Below are 22,118 nucleotides of genomic sequence, written 5' to 3'. Positions count from 1 at the left end.
CGACTCCCGTAAATGATCCGGCGCCGCCGCAGCCCTGCGCAGCGTGCGCCCGGCGGCAAACGCACGGCCAGCGTACGCGAATGCCGCAGATCGATGAAATGAATATTCGTTATGGCCAGTCATAGGCCACGTTCATGACCGGCGAAGCGGCGCGCACCCCGGCCGCCCCGCGCGCGCTCACCCGGCGACGCCCGTGATCAGCAGCAGGTTCGTGCCGGTGATGACCGCGAACAGCGCCCACGCGGCCACCTGCATCCCGCGCCCGATCGCGTGCTCGCCCATCGCCGCGCGATCGCTGACCGAGCGGATCAGCGGCCACATCGCGAACGGCAGCTGCAGGCTCAGCAGCACCTGGCTCCAGACGAGCAGCCGGCCGACCGAGCCGTCGCCGAGCCACAGCACGCCGATCAGCGCGGGAATCAGCGCGAGCCCGCGCGTGATCAGCCGGCGCTGGTAGCACGGGATCTTCATGTGCAGGAAGCCGTCCATGATCACCTGGCCCGCGATCGTGCCCGTGAGCGTCGAACTTTGCCCGGACGCGAGCAGCGCGATGCCGAACAGCAGCGCGGCCGCCCCGCCGACGATCGGCGTGATGAGCCGGTACGCCTGCTCGATGTCGGCGACGTCGGTGCGGCCGGTCGCATGGAACGCCGCGCCCGCGAGGATCAGGATCGCCGCGTTGACGAGCATCGCGACGAACAGCGACACGCAGGTATCGACGCGCACGAGCGCGAGCGTGTCGCGGATCGTGCCGCGCGCCCCGCCGACGACGCGCCGCGTCTGCACGACCGACGAATGCAGGTACAGGTTGTGCGGCATGATCGTCGCGCCGACGATGCCGAGCGCGAGCACGATCGCGTCCTTGCGGTCGTGGCCCGGATCGCCGGGCACGAGCCCGTTGAACACCGCGTGCCAGTCGGGCGGCATCATCGTGACCTGCGCGACGAAGCAGAACGCCATCGTGCCGATCAGCCCGAGCACGATCGCCTCGATCTGGCGGAAGCCCTTGCCCTGCAGGCCGAGCACGATCATCGTGTCGAGCGCGGTCAGCACGATCCCCCACGCGACCGGCACGCCGAGCAGCAGCTTGAACGCGAGCGCGCAGCCGAGCACCTCGGCGATGTCGCACGCGACGATCGACACCTCGGCGGTCACCCACTGGACGACGCGGCCGAACGGGCCGTAGCGGTCGTAGCTGGCCTGCGCGAGATCCTTGCCGGCGACGAGGCCGAGGCGCGCGGCGAGCATCTGCAGGAAGATCGCGGCGAGGCTGGAGAACGCGACGACCCATAGCAGCGAATAGCCGAACTGCGAGCCGGCCTGGATGTCGGTGGCCCAGTTGCCGGGGTCCATGTAGCCGATCGCGACGAGCAGGCCGGGGCCGAAGAAGCGCCTGAGCTTCGTCAGCCGCGACGCGCGGGCGTCGATCGCGATGCTGCCCTTCACTTCCGACGGGCAGAACGGGGCGGTGGCGGTGGTGGGAAAAAAGGGCATGACGCGGCGTCACTGAGACCGGAACGCCGTGATTGTACGAAAGCCGGCCCGCCCGGCGCCAACACCGCTCGCCGTTCGCCCGTCGGGGCGAGCGTCAACCGCGGTGCTTCGCCATCCTTGCCGCCTCGGGGAAAACGCCGTGAAATCCGCGCGGCCCGACCTCGATCACGCCGCGAACCGCTTCGCCCCCGTCAGGGCGCGAGCCCGCAGGACCGCTGCATCGACGGCGCATACGGCAGTGCGATGCCGACCTTCGAGATCCGCGCGCGCTCGCTGGTGCGGTATTCGGTCGGCGACATCGACAGGCGCTGGCGGAACAGCTTCGCCATGCGCTCGCCGCTGCCCAGCCCGATGCGCCGGGCGACCTTGTCGGCCGGCAGGCTCGTATGAACGAGCATGTGACACGCACGCTCGAGGCGCACATACAGGACGAATTCCGTCGGCGTCACGCCGACTTCCTTCTTGAAGCGTCGCAGGAAATTGCGCTCGCTCATGGCCACCGCCTGCGCGGCGCCCGCGATCGAGATGCGGTTGACGCTCTGCGCGCGCAATTGCTGCATCGACGTGCGGATCGACGGGCTGGCGCTCAGTTCCCGGATCGCCCACATCGACTGGACGAACCGCTCGTCCACCGGCCGCGAGATATGGCGGGTGATCTCCTCCACCGCGCCGTCGCCGAGATCGTGCCGAAACATGTCCATGACCGCCGACAGCACATCCGCCGCCTGCTCGGACGGCTCGACGTCCTTCGCCGCCGATACGAGGCTCGCGGTGGCGAGCGACGCGGCGTCTTCGCACGCGCTCTCCCACTTCGACGCCGCGATCGTCGCGAGCTTCATCCCGTCCGCGACCCAGCGGGCATTCGCCTGAAGGTCCCGCAGCCGGCGCAGCAGGTCCTCGTTCCACGCCACGAGCGCGTGATCGCCGTGCAGGTGAAAGAACGCATAGGCGCGCCTGCCATGATCGTCGTCCAGCGCATCGGTCGCGACCTGCACGCCCGATGAAGACTGGAGCAATCCGCCGTTCGCGGACACGAATCTCAATTGATACGCCGCGCAGACGGTCTGCGAGCGGTTGGCGAGATTGAAGGCCTCGACCAGACGCGCGGCCTGTGCCATCGAAAACCCCGCGCTCAAAAAAATGACGACTATGCGTTGTTCATTTGCATCCACTTGCCGAGCCCTCGACTCTTACTGCCTTTTCTCTCAGACACGCTTATGTATTTTTCGAAGCTTGCGCGCGACAGCCACCTGTTCCAAAGCGTTCGCATCATATCTTCTGAGGTACGTTTCTTGACAGTATTGTCCGACCCGGACAGGGTTATGGCGGATTGAAACAAGACGACCCGCCACCTGATTCCCGCCATTCCACTATGGAGCGGAGCAACGCGCGATCCTATATTCCGCCCGGCCGCTGCTTAATATCGATGCAAACGAGGCCCCGTGGCGCTTGCGCCAATCCCTCCAATTCAACTTAACGATCTCAATATTTCTTAAACACAATCCATCCGAAAGCATCCTTCACTTAAATCAATCAAAATTGAGCAATTAAACCAACGACGCAATCGCAAACGTGCAAACGTTTTCGCTTCAAAATTGAAAGTCCTTTGAATACACATATTGCGGCGGGAACCCGTCCATGCATTGTCGGAACTCGACAGGACGTCGACATATCCGTGTGCGCGTGCGCCTCTTATACTCGCTGCGCCGATCCAGCCCCATCTGGATCGGACGCATATCCTACGGATATCTGGCCTGGGTTCCGGCTCGTCCCTCGTGCGGTCGGGCCCCATTGCGCCGACCGGCCGCCGGTCGGCTTTTTTTTCGTCCGCCGGGTCCGCGCCGAACGCGTCGAACGCCCGCACGCCGCGCGGCGCCATGACGCGCATCCATTAGAATCGACCTCCGCGATCCACCACTCCCGCGTCCCGTGCCCGTCGATCTCCGTCTCGACCTCAACCTGTTCCGCGTGCTCGACGCCGTCTACGTGCATGGCGGGATCAGCGCCGCGGCCCGCGCGCTGCACCTGACGCAACCCGCGATCACGCACGCGCTCAATCGCCTGCGCACCCAGTTCGACGATCCGCTGTTCGTCCGCCAGGGCAACCGCGTCGTGCCGACCGAGCGCACCCGCGCAGTCATCGCCGATGTCCAGCGCCACCTGAAAGGACTGCAGGACACGGCGCGCGCGCAGCCGGCGTTCGACCCGGCGACACTCGACCTGAGCGTCGCCGTGGGCCTGCGCGACGTGCTCGAATCGATCGCGCTGCCGCGGCTCGTCGCCGCGTTCGCGCAGGAAGCGCCGGGCTTGCGGCTCGTGAGCCGGCGCGTGCCGATCCGCGACGTCGAGCGCGAGCTCGCGGCGGGCGATCTCGATCTCGTCGTCGAGCGCCGCCTGCCGGTCGGCCCGCGCATCGCGAGCGAATACCTGCTCGACGAATCGCTCGTCGTCGCGATGCGGCGCGATCATCCGCTCGCGAACGGCCCGCTGCGGCGCAACGACTACTTCGCGGCGCGGCACGTCGCCGTGTCGTCGCACGGCGAGCCCCCTGCGATCGACGTGCTGCTCGGCAACGACGGGCGCTTGCGGCACATCCAGCTCGTCTGCCAGCACTACTTCGCGGCCTGCCAGATCGCCGCGGCGGGCGACCTGCTGCTCACGCTGCCGCATTCGTACGCGCTGCGAATGACGGACCTGCTGCCGATCGCGGTGCGGCCGCTGCCGCTGCGGCTGCAGCCGTTTCCGATCCTCGCGTACTGGCATGAGTCGCGCGATGCGGATCGCGCGCATCAGTGGTTCCGCGAACGCGTGAGCGCGCTCGTGCGCGGCTGCGTCCCGCAGGCTCACCCCGCACGCACCGGCACGCCGCGCGCGTGAACGGGTATGCTGGGCGTCCGGTCGTCGCACAGCACGGCCGCTTTTCGTTTCTCGCCACCGGAGCTCCGCCATGTCGCTGATTCACGCCGCCGCCGTCCTCGAAGCCGACGCGCCCGACTACGTCGTCAACCTGCAAGCCGGCTCGCATGCGCTGACCGGCGACGAAGCGGAGCGCGAAGGCGGCCGCAACCGCGGGCCGGCCCCGTACGAGTTCGTGCTGGCCGGGCTCGCGCAATGCACGGCCGCGACGCTGCGGATGTACCTGCAGCGCAAGGCGTGGCCGGCCGCGCGCATCGACGTGCGCACCGAGCTGCACGCCGACCGCGAAGGGCAGCAGTACGTGCGCCGCGTCGTGACCGTCGACGGCCCGCTCGACGACGCGCAGCGGCAGCGTCTCGCCGAGATCAGCGAGAAGACGCCTGTGACGCTGTTCATCAAGCGCGGCACGCGCATCGAGACCACGCTGCGCTGACGCGCCGCCCCAATGAAACGGGCGGGCCGCGCAGCGCGCACGGCCCGCCCGTCAACTCCGTCGCGCGGCGCTTACAGGCCGAGCGCGGACAGGTCCAGCTTGCCGCCCTTCATCGGCGGGCACCAGAAATACGCGCCGGTCAGCGGGCGCGTGAAGCGGAACAGCCCGTCGACGATCCCGTCGTCCGCGCCGCTCATCCGGCGCATCTGCACGTCGAACGCGCGGAACGAATGGCCGAACGCGACGAAGTACAGCCCCGCGCGGCGCGCATCCGACCACGGCGCCGAGCGGCGCAGCATGAACGCTTCCGGCTCGAAGCTCTCCTGCGCGGTGCGCTTCACGTGCGCGAATTCCGGCGCGTCGTCGAGCTCCTCGTTGTCCGAGCGACGGCGCCCGATGATGTCGTCCATGTCGTCGGACGCAATGCGCTCCATCCGGTCGAAGTCGTGCAGCCACTGCTGGACCGCGACGAAGCTCGAGCCGTCGAGCCCCGCGCCCTGCCCGGACACGATCGCCGCGGCGAGCGCGTCGTCGCCGGTCGGGTTCTCGGTGCCGTCCTCATAGCCGGACAGGTCGCGATCGTTCGCGTAGCGGAACGCATCGACCGCGTCCTCCAGCGCGAACGCAGGCGCGAGCAGCCGCTCGATCGCCCGCGCGCGCAGCGTGATCTCGCCGCGATCGTCGGAACGCAGCCAGACCCACACGTCGGCCGGCGTCGCCGGCAGCGGCCGGTCCTGCACCGTGAAGGCCGGAAACTCGGTCAGGCCCGCGATCGAGCGGCCCAGGCCCGACGCGAGCGAATGGCCGAAGCCGACGACCGTCTCGCGCCCGTCGACGACCTCGCGCAGCGCGGCAAGCGCCGCCGCGACGTTGTCTTTGCTGGAAATCGTGAAAGTGAGGTATCGGGCCGCCGCATCGATCGGAGCCAGAATGCCTTGCTGAACGTCGCTCATCGTTTCCCCAGGAATGTTTCGTGAATCTGCGAATCTGTGTTTGGCGGCCGCTTGGGCCGGCGCGCGCCGGGCCTGCGTCAGGCCTTCGCACGGCGCGCAGCCAAGCAGTTTAATCGATGCGCACGCCCGTATCGGCGCGGCAACGCGCCATTCGTCAGACATTGCAGCCGCCTTGCAACTGCTGATAGAATCGCTCCACGTCTTTTCGACGCCTTTTCAACCATTCACTTCAGGGAGGTGCTGATGTTCCGAATGCAGTCCGCCTTCCCGAACGTGGTCCCACGGCTCGGCTGATCCAGCCAGCCGTCCGCGCCGGCGCCTGAAGGCCCGCGCACGTTCCCGACAGCCCACTCTTTCGATCCGCGTCTCGCACGCGGGTCCGGCTGTCGCGTTTCGACGTTCTCTGATCCGGAAAGTCCCGTCGCGCGATGCGCCGGGCAATGACACATGACCAGAAAAACCACCCAATCGGGCGGCCATGCGTTCCAGGCCGTCTTCGGCTTCACGTTGCACTACTGGCGCCGGCAACCGGCGCGCATCGCCGCCGTCGTGGCGTTCTCGCTGCTCGCCGCGCTCGCCGACGTGCTCACCCCGCTGTTCGCCGGCCGTCTCGTCGATGCGCTGGCGCTCGGCCTCACCGACCGGTCGGCCGCCTGGCACGCGGCGCTGTCGGCGTTCGGCATGCTCGCCGCGCTCGGCATCGGCGCGACGCTGCTGCGGCAGGGCGTCTATCTGAACATCATCGCGCTCACGCTGAAGATGATGGGCGAGATCGCGACCGCGTCGTTCCGGCGCGTGCAGCGCTTCTCGACCGACTGGCACGCGAACAGCTTCGCCGGCTCGACGGTGCGCAAGATCACGCGCGGGATGTGGGCGCTCGACCTGCTGAACGACACGCTGCTGATCGCGCTGCTGCCGTCGCTGACGATCCTGGTCGGCGCGACCGTGCTGCTCGGCTCGCACTGGCCGACGATGGGGCTCGTGGTCGGTCTCGGCTCGCTGCTGTACATCGCCGTGACGGTCGCGATGTCGCTCGGCTTCGTCGCGCCCGCCGCGCGGCTCGGCAACCTGTGGGATACGCGCATGGGCGGCGCGCTCGCGGACGCGGTCAGCTGCAACGCGGTCGTCAAGGCGTTCGGCGCGGAGGTGCGCGAGGAAGCGCGGCTCGCGCGCGTGATCGGCAAGTGGCAGAAGCGCACGCGGCGCTCGTGGATGCGCGGCACCTTCAACGGCGGCCTGCAGGGCGCGATGCTCGTCGCGATCCAGGCGGCGATGATCGGCGTCGCGCTGAAGCTGTGGGCCAGCGGCGCGGCGAGCGTGGGCGACATCGCGTTCGCGTTGACGATGTTCTTCATGCTGCAGGGCTACCTGCGCGATATCGGCTTTCATATCCGCAACCTGCAGCGCTCGGTGAACGACATGGAAGAACTCGTCGCGCTCGAGCGCCAGCCGCTCGGCATCGACGACAAGCCCGGCGCGCAGCCGATCCGGATCACGCGCGGCGAGATCCGCTTCGAGCACGTGACCTTCCGCTACGGCAACCATCCGGTCGCGCTGTACGACGACTTCTCGATGCGCATCGCGCCCGGCGAGCGGGTCGGCCTGGTCGGCCATTCGGGGTCCGGCAAGACGACCTTCATCAAGCTGATCCAGCGCCTGTACGACGTGTCGGGCGGCCGCATCACGATCGACGGCCAGGACATCGCCGATGCTCGCCAGGATACGCTGCGCAGCCAGATCGCGATCGTCCAGCAGGAACCGGTGCTGTTCCACCGCACGCTCGCGGAGAACATCGCGTACGCGCGCCCCGGCGCGAGCCGCGCCGACATCGAGCGCGCCGCGCGGCAGGCGAGCGCGCACGCGTTCATCGCGGCGCTGCCGGACGGCTACGACACGCTGGTCGGCGAGCGCGGGGTCAAGCTGTCGGGCGGCGAGCGGCAGCGCGTCGCGATCGCGCGGGCGTTCCTCGCGGATGCGCCGATCCTGATCCTCGACGAAGCGACGTCGAGCCTCGACAGCGAAAGCGAAGTGCTGATCCAGCAGGCAATGGAGCGGCTGATGGAAGGCCGCACGACGCTCGTCGTCGCGCACCGGCTGTCGACCGTGCGCGCGCTCGACCGGCTGCTCGTGCTCGATCGCGGCAAGGTGATCGAGGAAGGCAGCCACGACGCGCTGATCCGGATCGACGGCGGCCTCTACCGGCGGCTGTTCGAGCGGCAGGCGCTGGAGCTGGCGAAGGGGCTCGCGGACACGCCGCGCGGCCATGCGTCCGACGGCGCCGAACCGCGCGGGCAGCCGGCCGAAGCCTGACGGCAAGCCGGACGCGACGCGGGGCGGCCATACAGGATGGCCGCCCCGCCGCTCACGCGTCACTCGCCCGGCCCGTGCACGCCCTTTTCGACGGCCACGCGCTGCGCGCGATAGATCCCCGCGTGCCCCGAAAACAGATATGCAACGACACACGCGACGATCGCATACACGCCGATATCCGCGCCGAACAGCTCGATCGCCATGATCGTCGATGCGACCGGCGTGTTGGCCGCGCCCGCGAACACCGCGACGAAGCCGAGCCCGGCCAGCACCGGCACCGGCAGCGCGAGCACCTGGCCGAGCGCATTGCCGAGCGTCGCGCCGATGTAGAACAGCGGCGTCACCTCGCCGCCCTTGAAGCCCGACGCGAGCGTGACGACGGTGAATGCGAATTTCCCCGCGAAATCGTAGACCGGCAGCGGGCCGTGGAACGCCGCCTCGATCGTCGGGATGCCGAGGCCGAGATACCGCGGCACGTTCAGCGCGCTCGCCGCGACCGCCACGAGCAGACCGCCGACCACCGGCTGCAGCGGCGCGTGGCGGATGCGCCGGCGAAACAGCGCCGACAGCGCATGCGTCGCATGCGCGAACAGCCGGCCGACCACGCCGAACGCGATGCCCGCGACGACCGTCGCGCCGAGCCCCGCCGCGCTGACGGGCGGCACGAACGGGATCGCGTACGCGGTGTGATGCACGCCCCACAGCCGGCACACGACGTCCGCGACGATCGCCGACGCGACGCACGCGAGCAGCGCGTCGTAGCGCACGCGCCCGATCGCGAGCACTTCGAGCCCGAACACCGCGCCGGCGAGCGGCGTGCCGAACACCGACGCGAAGCCGGCCGCGATGCCGGCCATCAGCAGCACGCGCCGGTGCTCGCGGTCGAGGCGCAACGCGTGCGTGACGCGATCGGCGAGCGCGCCGCCCATCTGCACGGCGGTGCCTTCGCGCCCCGCCGAGCCGCCGAACAGGTGCGTGACGACGGTCGCGACCAGCACGAGCGGCGCCATCCGCTTCGGCACGAGCGCCTTCGGATCATGGATTTCGTCGATCAGCAGGTTGTTGCCGCGCGCGACCGACTGGCCGAAGCGGTGATAGATCCAGCCGGTCGCGAACCCGGCGGCGGGCAGCCCCCACAACAGCCACGGATGCGCGACGCGCGTGCCGGTCGCCCAGTCGAGCGCGATCAGGAACAGCGCGGACGCCGACCCGGCGAGCGCGCCGAGCAGCGCCGAAAGCGCGAGCCAGCGGCACACGTAGCGCACGGTCGCGAGGAAGTCGGCAGAAGTGTTGAACATCGGGTGATTCCAGATTCGACGAACATCAAACCTGGGCGGCGGGATGCCGCATGGACGGTGCATGAACGGCCTGCGACCTCCCGAAACCCAGGAACGCGCAGGCATCATCAGCCGGACGACCGGCGGTTGAGGGCCTGTGCGTGCTCGTGGCGAGCAAGCCCGGACCCCGGGGAGGCATGCCATCTCCGAAGCGCGCATTCTACGCGACGGCCGACGCCCCGCGCAACGCGCGAGGCCGGCCGCGCAATCAGCCGCGCAATCAGCCGCGCGATCGGCCCATCACGCGCGCGACCAATTGCGGCGCGATCCGGTCGAGCGGCAGGATCGCGCTCGCCGCGCCGATCGCGGCGGCGGCCTTCGGCATCCCGTAGACCGCGCTCGTCGCCGCATCCTGCGCAATCGTATGGCAGCCCTTCGCGCGCATCGCCTTCAGGCCGAGCGCGCCGTCGCGCCCCATGCCGGTGAGCAGCACGCCGATCGCGTCGCCGCGCCAGCCGTCGGCGACGCTGTTGAAGAACACGTCGATCGACGGCCGGTACGGCGTTTCCGCCGGATGCCGCGTATAGCCGAGCACGCCGCGCGGCGACAGGCACAGATGGTCGTTGGTCGCCGCCAGCAGCACCTCGCCCGGCTGCGGCACGCCGCCCTGGCGCGCGACGCGCACCGGCAGGCGCGTATAGCCGTCGAGCCACTGCGCCATCCCGGCCGCGAACGCCTGGTCGACGTGCTGGACGATCACGATCGCCGCCGGGAAATTTTCCGGCAGCGCGCGCAGCAGCGCGGTGAGCGCGGTCGGCCCGCCCGCCGACGCGCCGATCGCCACCAGCGTCGGCTCGCCGCGCGCCGGCGCGGATACGGGCGGCGCGAGCGCCGCCGCGCGGCTTTCGAGCTGCCGGCCGATCTGGTCGATCTTCGCGAGCAGCGGCTGCGCCGCGTCGACGCTCAGGCCGAGCGCCAGCGTCGGCGTGTCGACCGCGTCGAGCGCGCCCGCGCCCATCGCGTCGTAGACGGACGACGTGCTCGCGCTGACGCTCGCCGTCACGATCAGGATCGCGCACGGCGCGCGCGCCATGATGCGGCGCGTCGCGGCGACGCCGTCGAGCTTCGGCATCACCAGATCCATCAGCACGAGGTCGGGCGGCTGCGCGACGCAGAAATCCACCGCCTCGTCGCCGTCGGTCGCGACCCACAGCACGCGATGCTCCGGCCGCTGCGCGATCGCGCGCCGCAGCGCCTCCACGGCGAGCGGCAGGTCGTTGACGATGCCGATGTTCATCCGCGTGCGTCCCCGATCAGGTCGTGCACGGCGTCGAGCAGCGCCTCGTCGTGGAAGCTGCCCTTCGCGAGGTAGTAGTCGGCGCCGGCGTCGAGCCCGCGGCGGCGGTCCTCGTCGCGATCCTTGTACGACACGATCATCACCGGCACGCGCTTGAGCCGCGGATCGTTCTTGATCAGCGTGACGAGCTCGATGCCGTCCATGCGCGGCATGTCGACGTCGGTGACGACCAGGTCGAACGCCTCGCCGCGCACCGCGTTCCAGCCGTCCATCCCGTCGACCGCGATCGTCACGTCGTAGCCGCGCTTCTCCAGCAGTTTCCGTTCGAGCTCGCGCACGGTCAGCGAATCGTCGACGACGAGCACGCGCCGCCGCCGGTCCGCGAGCGCATGCTGCGGGCCGCGCACGAGCGTCGCGAGCTGCCCGCCGCGCGCGAGCTTGTCGACCGAGCGAATCAGGTCCTCGACGTCGACGATCAGCACCGGGTCGCCGTTCTCGAGCAGCGCGCCGGCCGCGATGTTCTGGATCTTGTGCAGGCGGCTGTCGAGCGGCTGCACGACGAGCATCCGCTCGCCAAGGAAGCGGTCGACCGCGACGCCGACCGGCTCCGGCTCGCCGCCGACCACCACCACCGCGGTGCGCGCGCGCGGCGCATCGGGCTCGCCCGCGTCGAGCAGCTGGTGCGCGGCGACGAGCCCGACGCGCCGGCCGTCGAACGGGAAATGCGGCTGCCCTTCGAGCACGTCGATGTCGGCGCGCTCGAGCTCGAGCGTGCGGCGCACGTGCGCGAGCGGAAACGCGTAAGGCTCGCCGCCGACCTCGACGAGCAGGCTGCGGATCACCGACAGCGTGAGCGGCAACTGCAGCACGAAGCGCATGCCCGCGCCCGGCTCGTTGAAGATCCGCACCGCGCCGCGCACGCCGCGCACCATTTCCTGCACGGCGTCGAGGCCGACGCCGCGCCCCGACACGTCGGTCACCGCGTCGCGCATCGAGAAGCCGGGCAGCAGCAGGAATTCCAGCAGCTCCTGGTCGGACAGCCGCGCGGCCGTCTCGTCGTCGGTCAGATGCTGGCGCACCACCGCCGCGCGCAACGCGTCGAGATCGACGCCCGGCCCGTCGTCGCTGACGCTGACGAGCAGCGACCCGGCGCTGTGGCGCGCCTCGAGCGTCACGCTCGCGGCGGCCGGCTTGCCGCGCGCGCGCCGCACGTCGGGCGGCTCGACGCCGTGGTCGATCGCGTTGCGCAGCAGGTGGCCGAGCGGCGCGTCGAGCAGGTCGAGGATGTCGCGATCGACCTGGGTCGCCTCGCCGACGATCGAAAACCGCACCTGCCGGCCGAGCGAGCGCGCGAGGTCGCGCACGATGCGCGGGTACGCGCGCGTCGCGTCGCCGAACGGCCGCATCCGGCATTGCAGCGCCTCGTCGTAAAGCTGCTCGGCGATATGCGTGCTGCGCCGCTCGAAGCGGTCGAGCGCGTCCATCCGCTCCGAGAACGAGCGCTGCAGGTCGTTGAGCATGTGCCGCACTTCGCCGAGCGACGCGAGCACGCCCGCGTCGAGCTCGCCGGCGAAGCGCTCGACCAGCGTGTCGAGCGAACGCGCGGCGTCGCGCTGCGCGCGCTTCACGCGCAGCATCGATTCGGCGAACGGCTTGAGCCAGCGCGACTCGACGAGCGATTCGCCGGACAGGCTCAGCAGCCGGTTCAGGCTGTCCGCGCGCACCCGGCGGATTGCGCCCGTGTTTGCGCCTACGCCGCGCGCGGACTGCGCCGGATCGGCGGCGCTCGCGGCCGGGGGCGGCGCGGCGTCGCCGCCGAATTGCGCCGCCTCGCGCGCCGGCTGGCCGGATTCTCGCGGCACGTCGTCGTGCGGCGGCGACACCGCCGTCAACGTTTGCGTCGTGCCCGGAACGCCGGCCGCGGCCAGCGCCGCGGCGAACGTCTCGATCTCGGCCGGCGCGACCGGCTGCGCCTGCGGATCGCCGGCCCGCACGAGCAGATCGACGCCCGCCAGCAGCGCATCGACTTGTGCGGCCGTCAGCGCCGACGCACCGCCCTGCGCGGCGACGAAGCACTCTTCCATCCGCCCCGCGATGTCGACGCCCTGCGGCACGCCGACGATGCGCGCGGCCCCCTTCAGCGAATGCGCGGCGCGCATGCAGGCTTCGAGCGCCGCCGCGTCGGGCGCGCCGGATTCGAGCGCGAGCAGGCGCTCGGACAGCGCCTGGGTCTGCGTGCGCGTCTCCTCGCGATACAGTTCGAGCAGCGACAGGCGGCTCAGGTCGTCATCGGCGCTCATCGCATGCTCCGTGTCACGGCTTCGAACAGGCGGTCGTCGTCGAGCAGGCCGATCGACTTGCCGCGCCACGCCAGCACGCCGCGCGACAGGCCGGCGCTCGCGCGCCCGACCGTCGCGGGCACCGGCACCCACTCCGATGCGCCGAAGCGCACCACGCCCTCCACTTCGTCGACCGGAAACACGACGGGCTCGCCGTGATGCGCGACCACCAGCAGCCGCGTGAAGCCGCCGTCGGCGCCGCCGCCGGCCGCACCGAGCCCGAGCAGCGCGCCGAGCGAGATCGCGATGCGCAGCGTGCCGCGGATGTTGACGACGCCCCGCACCGCCGGGTGGCGGCGGTGCGGCAGCGAATGGATCGGGCGCGTGTCGGCGATCTCGCGCAGCACGCCGATCGACAACGCGAGCCATTCGTCGGCGACGCGGAACGCGAGCGCCGCGTGGCGCGCGTCGGCGCCGGCGTCGCTGCGCTCGCGCCCGGGGCCATACGCGCCGTTCGTGCCCATGCGGCGCGCGGCGTCGGCCATCTCGGCGCGGCTGACCGGCCGCTCGAGCAGCTTCGCCGCGTGACGCGCGTAGACGGGGCAGTTCAGGCAGCGCTGGTACTCGACCAGCCGCTCGCACGACCGGTCGCCGCGCGTGCCGATCCGGTTCCAGCAGTCGTCGACGTCGATCGCCGTGTCGTCGGTTGGGTCAGCGGCCTCGCGGTTCATCATGTTTGTCATGCCGAGTTCGTATTATCCCGCCGAGCGCCGCGCGCGCTCGAGCATCCGTTGCGCGCCCGCGCGGTCGCCGCCGACGTCGAGCAGCGTCGCGAGATGCGTGAGCGCCTCGTGGTGCGTCGGCCGCAGGTACAGCGCCTTGCGGTAGAAGTCGCCCGCCTCCGCTGCCCGGCCGCGCGCGTCCGCGATCAGCCCGCGCAGGTAGAACGCGTCGGCATGCAGCCCGGCGCGTGCCGTGAACCGCGCGAGCACGCGCTCGGCTTCGTCAAACGCGCCCGCGTTCGCAAGTGCCTGCGCATGCTCCAGCGTCGGCGGATCGCCCCCGGCCGCCTGCGCCTGCACGTCTCCGCCATGGCTGCCATGACCGCCGTCCACCGCCCGTTGCGGCGCGGCGGCGAGCGCGGGCGCGTGCGCCGCCGCACCGGCGAACCACCCGGACGGCGCCACGCGCGGCGCGGCGACGCGCGCCGCCGTGAAGCGGTCGGCGCGCCACGGCCGCACGGCCGGCGGCAGCGCGGCGGCGAGCCCGTCGGCCAGCCGTTCGGCGACGCTCGCGCGCTGGAACGCGAACGCGAGCGGAATCCGCGCGGAGCGCATCCCGTGGCGCATCGCGACGCCGGTCTCGGCCGGGCCCACGAACAGCACGCCGTCGTCGGTTAGGCGGCGCTGCAGCGACCGGATCACGCGATCCTGCGCGTCGCGTTCGAAATAGATCAGCACGTTGCGGCAGAACACGAAATCGTAGCGTGTGAGCGCGTCGCCGACCGGCTCGAGCAGGTTCCCCTGCCGGAACTGCACGCATGCGCGCACGCGCTCGTCGAGCTGCCAGCCGTCCGCCGCCGGCGTGAAATGCCGCGCGCGAAACTCCAGCGCGTGCCCGCGGAACGCATTGCGTCCGTAGCGGCCGAGCCGCGCCTGCTCGATCGCGTTGTCGCTGAGATCGATCGCGTCGATCGTGAAGCGGGCGGGATCGAGCCCCGCGTCGAGCAGCGCCATCGCCGCCGAAAACGGCTCCTCGCCGGTCGAGCACGGCGCGCTCAGCACGCGCACCACGCGGCCCGGATGCGCGGCGAGGCGTTCGACCGCGAGCCGCACGAGCGTCGCGAACGCCTCGCGCTCGCGGAAGAACCAGGTTTCCGGCACGACGAACCGCTCGATCAGCGCGCGCCGCTCGTCGGCGCTGGCGTTCAGCCGCTGCCAGTACGCGTCGAGCGCGTCCGGCGAGACCGGCGGCCGCGCGGCGCAGGGCATCCGCTCGCCGTGCGCCGTTTGAGTCGCGTAGATGCGCTCGGTCACCGCGCGCAGCAGGAAATCGTGGCCGAGCGACTCGGGATCGATGCCGGTCTCGCGCAGGAGCCACGCGCGAAAACGCGAAGCGGCGTCTGTCATGTCGAGGCCCCTCCGTTGGCCGATGCGTCGTCGAACAGGTGCAGGCACGCGACCGAATCGACGATGTCGCGCACCGACACCTGCTGCACGATGCCGTCCGGCGTGCTCGCGACCGGGCCGAGCCAGCGCGTGCGCGGCGTCGCGACGCCGCTCGCGCGGAACGCGCCGCGCTCGATCCGCATCGTCTGCGTCGCGCGCTCGACGATCAGGCCGAGCATCCGCTCGCCGGCGTCCGCGTCGTTCGCGCAATCACGAACCCTGTATCGGACCATCACGAGCCGCGTCGAGCGCAGCGCGTGCGCGGGCCGTCCGAGCGCCAGCATCGGCACGTCGACGACCGGCACCGGCGCGCCGTCGCGCATCAGCAGCCCGGCGACCCACGCGGGCGCGCCGGGCACCGCCTTCGCGGTCGCGAGCGGCAGCACCGCGTCGATCGCGGCGGCGTCGAGCGCATAGCGTTCGCCGTCCAGCTCGAACAGCAGGAACAGCGCCGGCGCGCCGTGCAGGGCGTCCGCGCGCGTCACGCGTCCACCTTGAAGCGCGACACGCTGGTGCGCAGCTGGTTCGCGACCAGCGTCAGGTCGTCGATCGCCTGCGACGACTGGCGCAGCGATTCGGCCGTCTGCTGCGCGGCTTCCGACAGTTGCGACAGCGCCTGCGTGATCTGCTCCGCGCCGCTCGCCTGCGTCTGCATCCCTTCATTGACCATCTGGAAGCGCGGCGCGAGCGTCTGCACCTCGGCGATGATCTGCGACAGTTGCGCGCCGACCTGCTGCACGTCGAGCATCCCGCGGCGCACTTCCTCGGAGAACTTGTCCATCCCCATCACGCCCGCCGAAACGGCCGACTGGATCTCCTTCACCGTCTGCTCGATGTCGTAGGTCGCGACCGCCGTCTGGTCCGCGAGGCGGCGGATCTCGGTCGCCACGACCGCGAAGCCGCGCCCGTACTCGCCGGCCTTCTCCGCCTCGATCGCCGCGTTCAGCGACAGCAGGTTGGTCTGGTCCGCCACCTTGGTGATGGTCGCGACGACCTGGTTGATGTTGAGCGCCTTCTCGTTGAGGATCGCGAGCTTCGCGTTCACCGAGCCGGCCGCGTCCATCACGCTGCGCATCGTCTCGCCCATCCGCGTGAGCCCGCTCTGGCTCACGCCCGCGAGCGTCGCCGACTGCTCGGCCACGCCCGCCACCTCGTTCATCGTGCGCAGCAGGTCGCGCGACGTCGCGAAGATCTCGCGCGAGGTCGCGCCGATCTCGGTCGTCGTCGCGGCGGTTTCGTTCGCGGTCGCCTGCTGCTCGCGCGACGTCGCCGCGATCTCGGCGACCGACGTCGTCACCTGCAGCGACGACTGCTGCGCGCGCCCGACCAGCTCGGTCAGCTCGTCGGCCATCCGGTTGAAGCCCGTCTCCAGCGTGCCGAATTCGTCATGGCGGTTCAGCGCGAGGCGGCGCGTGAGATTGCCGGTGCGCATCACGTCGTGCACCTCGACGAGCCGCGCCATCGGCACCGTGATCGCGCGATACAGCACATAGCCGAGCGCGAGCGCGGCCAGCAGCACGACGGTCAGCGCGACCGCCAGCACCACCTCGGTGCCCTGCACCGATTCGCGGATCAGCTTCGCGGACTGGTCCGCGAACGTGCGGTTCTCCTGGACCATCGTATTCGCGTTGCGCACCACCTCCGCCCACGCGGGCAGCACGGCCGCATATGCGGCGGGTGCGTCGCCGCGCGACCCGCGGCTCTTCTGCACGGCCTCGTTCAGGAGCGGCAGGTAGCGGTCGTACGCGGAGCGGAACGACAGGAAGCGCGCGCGGTCGTCTTCGCGGAACGTCGTGTTCTGATAGTGGATCGACAGCTTGTCGATCTCCTTCGTCACGTCGGCGATCTTCGCGAGGTCGCGGCGCGCGGCGTCGGGATCGGTCTCGACGAAGGTCGCCTGCTGCAGCAGCATGAACGACTCGTTGACCGCGCCGCGCAGCGACGACGCGAGATACACGCCCGGCAGCGAATCGCGCTCGATGCTGACGGCTTCGGCGTTGATCGCGCGCAGGCGCTCGTAGGACAGTCCGGCCGTCAGCAGCATCAGCACGAACAGCACGCCGAAGCTGAGCAGGATGCGGTTGCCGAGGGTCAGCCGGGTGGCGCCGATCGTCGGATGCAAGCTTTCATTGGTCGCGCGGGGCGTCACGGTGGCCATGTTCGTCGTGGGCTTTCAAAGTCTGCGTTGAGAAAAGGTCCGCGCCGGCCGGCGCCCGCCGGAGGCGGCGCGACCGGTGCGCGTGGAGAGCGGGCGCGCATGCGCGCGGCGGGGCCTGCGGGCAAGGCCGCACGGCCCGCGGGTTCACCGCTCCACTTGTGCGGGGAGCCGAAGCGCGACCATGAAGCCGCGCGCGGTATCGCGCATCAGTATCTGGCCCCGATGCCGCGCGGCCGTCGCGCGGACGAACGCGAGCCCGAGCCCGAAGCCGCTGCGCGCCGCGCCGTGCGCGGACTCGAGCCTCACGAACGTCTCGGTCGCCGACGCGCGCTGCGCCGGCGCGATGCCGGCGCCGCCGTCCTCGACGCCGATCAGCCATGCGCCGTCGTCGCCGGCCAGCGTGCAATGCACGTCCGTTCCGGCCGGGCCGTACTTGAGCCCGTTGTCGATCAGGTTGGCGACCGCGCGCGTCAGCATCAGCCGGTCGCCCATCGTCACGCATTCGGCGTCCGGCACCTGCGTGACGACCCGGCTGCCGAACCCGGCGGCCTTTTCCCACAGCTGGTCGGCTGCGTCGAGCACGATCTCGTTGAGGCTGACGACCTCGTGCGCGCGGCGCTCCGACTGCGCGCGGGTCAGGTGGATGAAGCCGTCGGCCAGCGCGAGCGCGCGCCGCGCGTGGCCCGCGATGCGCTCCATGATCGGCGGCATGTCGCCGTGCTCGGCCCGGTAGACGTCGAGCAGCGCGAGGATCGACGTCTGCGGCGAACGCATGTCGTGCGACAGGAAATCGAGCGCTTCGTCGCGCTGGCGCGACATCAGGTAGGAATTCGAATGGTAGCGAATGCGTGCCGTCAGCTCCATCGCGTCGGGCAGCTTGACGAGATAGTCGTTCGCGCCGGCGATGAACGCTTCGCGCTTGACGACCGGCTCCTCCTTCGCGGACAGCACGATGATCGGCACGCGCGCGGTGGCCGCGTCCGCGCGCCACGCGCGCACGAGGTCGAGGCCGTCGATGTCCGGCATCACCAGGTCCTGCAGGATGACCGTCGGCTTCACGTCGCGCGCGACGGCCATCGCCCGCTGCGCGTCGTTGCAAACATGCAGATCGATGTCATGTTCACTGCGCAACGCCCGGCGAATCACTTCACCGACGAAAGCTTGATCGTCGACAAGCAGGACCGATAAACCGGACTCGAGGTAATCCGATACCTTTTCACCACTCGATTCGTTCATAAATGTTGTTTCAAACGCGGAATCCCCAATCGATTCTTTCATGAGAGTTGATTATCCGACTTAAGCACGATCTTATTCTTGCGGAGGAATGATCCGCTTGCTGACGCCGACCGGGCCCGTCGGCGCTGACGCGCAAGGCCACCGGATGCCGATTTTCCCCGTCGACACCCGGCGCTCGCCCCGCGCGATTTCTCTCAATAAACATAAGCAGCTGATTCTAAATGAAATTAGAGCACAACATCTATCTGCGTCCTGTTTGGTTAAGCCACGCGGGCAAAAATCCCCTCGCGTCGGATTAAATCCGATCATTTACCAAATTGAAATGACGCTTGCGAATGCAGCAGGCGCGTGCATGCTCGCGCGCTGCCGACGGGCGAGGCGGGAAAGACGGCGGGCGCGCCGCGCCCGCCCGGCGTTCATCCGCGCGCGTGCTGCGCGGACACTTCCTGCAGGTCGAGATCGCGTTCGAGCGCGTGCAGCATTTCGTCGTGGATCTGCCCGGAACGATGCAGGCGCAACAATTCCGCGCGGCCGGCCGCGATCGCGGCGAGCACGACGTCGTAGTGCGCAGCGCGATCGCTGTCCGGAAACGCGGGCTCGTGCTGCAGGCGCTGTGTCAACTCCGCGCGATACGTGTACTGCTCGAGCAGGCGCGGATGGATCACGACGCCGTTCGCGTCGCGCACGAGCGGCTGGATCGCCGCGAGCTGCGCGGCTTCGACGCGCGCCCACGCCTGCGGTTCGGTCAGGTGATGCTCGGCATGCGCGTGCTGCTTCCGCAGGCGCAGCAGCCGGATCAGCGGGCCGATCGTCGTGCCCTGCAGCAGCACGGTGACGAGAATCACCGCGAACGCGGCGACGAGGATCAGGTCGCGGCCCGGCATCGCGTCGGGCAGCGACAGCGCGATCGCGAGCGTGACGACGCCGCGCATCCCGGCCCAGCTCATCACGGTCGCGGCCCGCCAGTCCGGCCGGCACGCGCTGCGCGTGAGCCGGCGCGTCGGCCCTTTCAGCACCTCGACCGCATAGATCCACAGGAAGCGCGACACGACCACCGCGGCCAGCACCGCCAGCACGGCCGGCATCATCGTGCCGATCACCGGCTCGAAACCGCCGAGCCGGTGGATCACGCCGCGCAGCGACAGCCCGATCAGCACGAACACGAGCGCCTCGAGCAGGAACACGACGACCTGCCAGAACGCGGTGGCGCGCGTGCGCACCGCCGCCGAAAACACCTCGTGCTGGTGCCAGCCGAGCATCATGCCGACCACCACGGTCGCGATCACGCCCGACACTTCGAGCATTTCGCCGGCGATGTAGCCGATCCAGCCGGAAAGCACCGCGACGGTGATCACGAGGTAGTCGTCGTCGAGCAGCTTCAGGAATCGCACGACGAGCCAGCCGATCACGAAGCCGACCACGACGCCGCCCACGCCCAGCTCCGCGAAACCGACGAGCGCGTGCTGGAAGCTGAACGCGCCGGTCAACGCGGCGACGACCGCGAAGCGGAACAGCACGAGGCCCGCCGCGTCGTTCAGCAGGCTCTCGCCTTCGAGCAGCACCATCAGCCGGCGCGGCAGCGCGACGCGTTCGAGCACGGCCTTCGCCGCGACCGCGTCGGGCGGCGACACGATCGCGCCGAGAGCGAAGCAGGCCGCCCACGGCAGCGACGGCACGACCCAGTGCACGGCGAGCCCGACCGCGAGCGTCGTGAACGCGACCGCGCCGATCGCGAGCAGCAGGATGCCGCCGAGGTTGCGCTTGAACTCCTCCCACACGGAGAAATACGCGCCGTCCATCAGCAGCGGCGGCAGGAACACCACCAGCACGAGATCGGGGTCGAGGTTGATCGGCGGCAGGCCGGGAATGAACGCGATGGCAACGCCGCCGACGAGCAGCGCCGCGGCGGGCGGCAAGCGCAACCGCTTGGCGATGCATTCAAGCGCGACGATCGCGAGGAAAGACAGCAGAACCAGCTTGAATGCCGATACGGGGGACATGAATCGACCTCGTGAAGAAATAATCCGCCGGCGGCCGGTGTCATGCCCCGGCGCGCCGTGTCGCGCGATTACATCACGATGCCGTGCGTGCGGTCGAGACCGTTCAGCGGATGGGCGGCGCATTCGCGCGCCGCCCGATTTCCCCCGCGCCGCGCTACCTGCGCCGCACCACCATCAGGCGCGGCTCGGTCATGTCCTCGATCGCGTAGCGGATTCCTTCGCGGCCTAGGCCCGAGTCCTTCACGCCGCCGTACGGCATGTTGTCGACGCGGAACGACGGCACGTCGTTGACCACGACGCCGCCCACGTCGAGCTCTTCCCACGCGCGCTGCGCGTGCGCGAGCGAATCGGTGAACACGCCGGCCTGCAGCCCGAAATCGCTGTCGTTCACGCGCGCGAGCGCGTCGTCGAAGTCGTCGAACTTCTCGAGCATCGCGACCGGGCCGAACGCCTCCTTCCGGTACAGGTCCTGCTCGCGGCCGACGTTCTCGAGCAGCGTCGCCTCGAACATCGCGCCGTCGACCTTGCCGCCCGCGACCACCTGCGCGCCCGCCGCGACGGCCGCGTCCATCCAGCCCGCGAGCCGGCGCGATTCGGATTCGGAGATCATCGGGCCGACGAAGGTCGCCGGGTCCTTCGGATCACCCATCTTCAGCGAGCGGGTTTTCGCGATCAGCTTCTCGCGCAGCGCGTCGTAGATGCCGGCGTGCACGATGATCCGCTGCACGCCGATGCAGCTCTGCCCCGACTGGTAGTACGCGCCGAACGCGAGCCGCTCGACCACGTAGTCGAGCCGCTCGCGCTGGTCCGCGTCGACGATCGCCGCCGCGTTGCCGCCCAGCTCCAGCACGACCTTCTTCTTGCCGGCCTTCTCCTTCAGCGCCCAGCCGACCGCGGGCGAGCCCGTGAACGACAGCAGCTTGAAGCGCTCGTCGGTCGTGAACAGGTCCGCGCCGTCGCGATGCGCGGGCAGCACCGAGAACGCGCCCTTCGGCAGGTCGGTTTCCGCGAGGACTTCGCCGATGATCAGCGCGCCGATCGGCGTGCGGCTCGCGGGCTTCAGCACGAACGGGCAGCCGGCCGCGAGCGCCGGCGCGACCTTGTGCGCGGCGAGGTTCAGCGGGAAGTTGAACGGCGAGATGAACGAGCACGGCCCGATCGGCACGCGCTTCGTGTAGCCGGTGTAGCCCTGCGCGCGCGCGGAAATCTCCAGGTTGATCACTTCGCCGTCGATCCGCACCGACTCCTCGGACGCGACGCGGAACGTGTCGATCAGCCGCGTCACTTCGCCCTTCGAATCGTTGATCGGCTTGCCGGCCTCGATGCACAGCGCCTCGGCCAACTCGTCGAAGCGCTCGCGAAAGCGCGCGACGCAGTGGTCGAGCACGGCCTGGCGCTTGTATGCGGGCAGCTCGCGCATCGGCTTCGCGGCGGCGACCGCCGCGCCGATCGCCGCATCGATCGCCTTCGCGTCGGCCAGCGCGACGCGCGTCGCGACTTCGCCGCTGTACTTGTCGGTCACCTCGAGATCGGTGTTCGCGTACACGGCAACGTTGGCGAGGTAGTACGGATAGGTTTCCTTCAGCATGGAACGCCT

The 22,118-nt window shown here is 70.1% G+C and carries 16 protein-coding genes and 1 riboswitch; of the genes, 3 read left to right on the top strand and 13 right to left on the bottom strand.

Features of this window, described 5'->3' with window-relative positions; genetic code table 11:
- Positions 1–177 precede the first annotated feature (177 nt).
- Both KY49_RS25940 and KY49_RS25935 read right to left on the bottom strand, forming a co-directional pair.
- Positions 178–1,494 (bottom strand): Nramp family divalent metal transporter, encoded by a 1,317-nt coding sequence (locus KY49_RS25940; protein WP_042587307.1) that lies wholly within the window; start codon positions 1,492–1,494, stop codon positions 178–180.
- Between the two features lie 191 nt (positions 1,495–1,685).
- Positions 1,686–2,612 carry a helix-turn-helix domain-containing protein gene (locus KY49_RS25935; RefSeq protein WP_042587306.1) on the bottom strand — a complete coding sequence of 309 codons (927 nt, stop codon included), beginning with the start codon at positions 2,610–2,612 and terminating at the stop codon, positions 1,686–1,688.
- A gap of 811 nt (positions 2,613–3,423) precedes the next feature.
- Between KY49_RS25935 and KY49_RS25930 the strand changes: the two genes are divergently transcribed.
- Together KY49_RS25930 and KY49_RS25925 are read left to right on the top strand one after the other, a co-directional pair.
- On the top strand, positions 3,424–4,371 hold the full coding sequence (locus KY49_RS25930) for a LysR family transcriptional regulator (protein ID WP_042587305.1): 948 nt from the start codon (positions 3,424–3,426) through the stop codon (positions 4,369–4,371).
- A gap of 70 nt (positions 4,372–4,441) precedes the next feature.
- Positions 4,442–4,843 carry an OsmC family protein gene (locus KY49_RS25925; RefSeq protein WP_042587304.1) on the top strand — a complete coding sequence of 134 codons (402 nt, stop codon included), beginning with the start codon at positions 4,442–4,444 and terminating at the stop codon, positions 4,841–4,843.
- A 71-nt stretch (positions 4,844–4,914) separates the two neighbouring features.
- Here the strand turns inward: KY49_RS25925 and KY49_RS25920 are convergent, their stop codons facing one another.
- Positions 4,915–5,796, bottom strand: a complete 882-nt coding sequence (locus tag KY49_RS25920) for a Dyp-type peroxidase (protein ID WP_042587303.1) — start codon at positions 5,794–5,796, stop codon at positions 4,915–4,917.
- A 447-nt stretch (positions 5,797–6,243) separates the two neighbouring features.
- On the opposite strand from KY49_RS25920, the gene KY49_RS25915 reads away from it, so the two are divergent.
- Entirely contained in the window at positions 6,244–8,106 is a 1,863-nt protein-coding gene (locus KY49_RS25915; RefSeq protein WP_042587302.1) for an ABC transporter ATP-binding protein, read from the top strand.
- A 59-nt stretch (positions 8,107–8,165) separates the two neighbouring features.
- On the opposite strand, the gene KY49_RS25910 is transcribed toward KY49_RS25915, so the two are convergent.
- From KY49_RS25910 to KY49_RS25865, 10 genes are all read right to left on the bottom strand, one after another.
- Positions 8,166–9,404: a voltage-gated chloride channel family protein gene (locus KY49_RS25910; protein WP_042587301.1), complete on the bottom strand. Its 1,239-nt coding sequence runs from the start codon at positions 9,402–9,404 to the stop codon at positions 8,166–8,168.
- Positions 9,405–9,495: 91 nt separating this feature from the next.
- Positions 9,496–9,600, bottom strand: a riboswitch (Fluoride riboswitch).
- 63 nt (positions 9,601–9,663) lie between these two features.
- Positions 9,664–10,680, bottom strand: coding sequence for a chemotaxis response regulator protein-glutamate methylesterase (locus KY49_RS25905; RefSeq protein WP_042587300.1), 1,017 nt, complete (start codon positions 10,678–10,680; stop codon positions 9,664–9,666).
- On the bottom strand, positions 10,677–12,980 hold the full coding sequence (locus tag KY49_RS25900; protein WP_042587299.1) for a hybrid sensor histidine kinase/response regulator: 2,304 nt from the start codon (positions 12,978–12,980) through the stop codon (positions 10,677–10,679). The genes KY49_RS25905 and KY49_RS25900 overlap by 4 nt, the downstream gene beginning before the upstream one ends.
- Positions 12,977–13,690 carry a chemotaxis protein CheW gene (locus KY49_RS25895; RefSeq protein ID WP_042588737.1) on the bottom strand — a complete coding sequence of 238 codons (714 nt, stop codon included), beginning with the start codon at positions 13,688–13,690 and terminating at the stop codon, positions 12,977–12,979. Before KY49_RS25895 ends, KY49_RS25900 begins: the two co-directional genes overlap by 4 nt.
- 24 nt (positions 13,691–13,714) lie before the next feature.
- Positions 13,715–15,088, bottom strand: coding sequence for a CheR family methyltransferase (locus tag KY49_RS25890; protein ID WP_042587298.1), 1,374 nt, complete (start codon positions 15,086–15,088; stop codon positions 13,715–13,717).
- Positions 15,085–15,612, bottom strand: coding sequence for a chemotaxis protein CheW (locus tag KY49_RS25885; protein WP_042587297.1), 528 nt, complete (start codon positions 15,610–15,612; stop codon positions 15,085–15,087). Before KY49_RS25885 ends, KY49_RS25890 begins: the two co-directional genes overlap by 4 nt.
- The gene (locus tag KY49_RS25880; RefSeq protein WP_042587296.1) at positions 15,609–17,285 is read right to left on the bottom strand and encodes a methyl-accepting chemotaxis protein; all 1,677 of its coding nucleotides are present in this window, start codon (positions 17,283–17,285) and stop codon (positions 15,609–15,611) included. The genes KY49_RS25885 and KY49_RS25880 overlap by 4 nt, the downstream gene beginning before the upstream one ends.
- Before the next feature lie 144 nt (positions 17,286–17,429).
- The gene (locus tag KY49_RS25875) at positions 17,430–18,563 is read right to left on the bottom strand and encodes a hybrid sensor histidine kinase/response regulator (protein ID WP_042587295.1); all 1,134 of its coding nucleotides are present in this window, start codon (positions 18,561–18,563) and stop codon (positions 17,430–17,432) included.
- A 374-nt stretch (positions 18,564–18,937) separates the two neighbouring features.
- The gene (locus tag KY49_RS25870; RefSeq protein ID WP_042587294.1) at positions 18,938–20,521 is read right to left on the bottom strand and encodes a Na+/H+ antiporter; all 1,584 of its coding nucleotides are present in this window, start codon (positions 20,519–20,521) and stop codon (positions 18,938–18,940) included.
- 154 nt (positions 20,522–20,675) lie between these two features.
- Positions 20,676–22,109: an aldehyde dehydrogenase family protein gene (locus tag KY49_RS25865; protein ID WP_042587293.1), complete on the bottom strand. Its 1,434-nt coding sequence runs from the start codon at positions 22,107–22,109 to the stop codon at positions 20,676–20,678.
- Positions 22,110–22,118 lie beyond the last annotated feature (9 nt).

This window comes from Burkholderia sp. MSHR3999, assembly GCF_000833595.1.
Classification (GTDB): domain Bacteria; phylum Pseudomonadota; class Gammaproteobacteria; order Burkholderiales; family Burkholderiaceae; genus Burkholderia; species Burkholderia ubonensis.
Note: the sequence above shows the minus strand (reverse complement) of the source record. Positions and strands in the feature narration are given on the sequence as shown.